Origin of the sequence: Neoroseomonas soli (assembly GCF_018129065.1) — a bacterium.
Lineage (GTDB): Bacteria > Pseudomonadota > Alphaproteobacteria > Acetobacterales > Acetobacteraceae > Neoroseomonas > Neoroseomonas soli.
Window position 1 is genome coordinate 1 of sequence record NZ_JAAEDM010000212.1, and the last position, 656, is coordinate 656.

Consider the following 656-nt stretch of genomic DNA (forward strand, 5'->3'; position numbering starts at 1 on the left):
TGCGGGTTGTGCGCGCGCTGCTCGGCGACGCTCGACTGCCAGGCGAAGACATCCCGCCCCGGCGCCTTGTAGTCGTGGCACATCCACAGCCGCGTCTGCGGCGGCAGCGCCAGCAGCTTCTTCATCGAACGGTACAGCACCCGCGCATCGCCGCCGGGGAAGTCGGCGCGCGCCGTGCCGTAGTCGTGCATGAACAGCGTGTCGCCGACGAAGACGTCATCGCCGATCCGGTAGGAGATGCAGGCCGGGGTGTGGCCCGGCGTGTGGATCACCTCGACCTCGAGCGAGCCCAGCGGGAAGCGTTCGCCATCCTTGAACAGGTGGTCGAAGTCGCCGCCGCCGGGCTTGACGTCATCCGCGTGGAAGACGGGGCGGAAGATCGCCTGCACCTCCCTGATGTGCTCGCCGATGCCGATCGGCGCGCCGGTCTTCGCCTTGATGTAGGGCGCCGCGGTCAGGTGGTCGGCGTGCGCATGGGTTTCGAGCACCCAGTCGATGGTCACGCCCTCGTCCACGGCGGCGGCGAGAATGCGGTCGGCGAAGGCGACATCGGCGGTGCCGGAGCGGTTGTCCCAGTCGAGCACCGGGTCGATCACCGCGCCACGCTTCGTCGCGGGATCCCACACCAGGTAGCTCACCGTGTTGGTCGGCTCGTC

1 protein-coding gene is annotated in these 656 nt (G+C 69.1%); it reads right to left on the reverse strand.

Annotated elements, in window-relative coordinates; translation table 11 throughout:
* Positions 1 to 656, reverse strand: a 656-nt coding sequence (locus tag GXW76_RS25525) for an MBL fold metallo-hydrolase (protein ID WP_211864942.1), incomplete at both ends; no start/stop codon positions are given.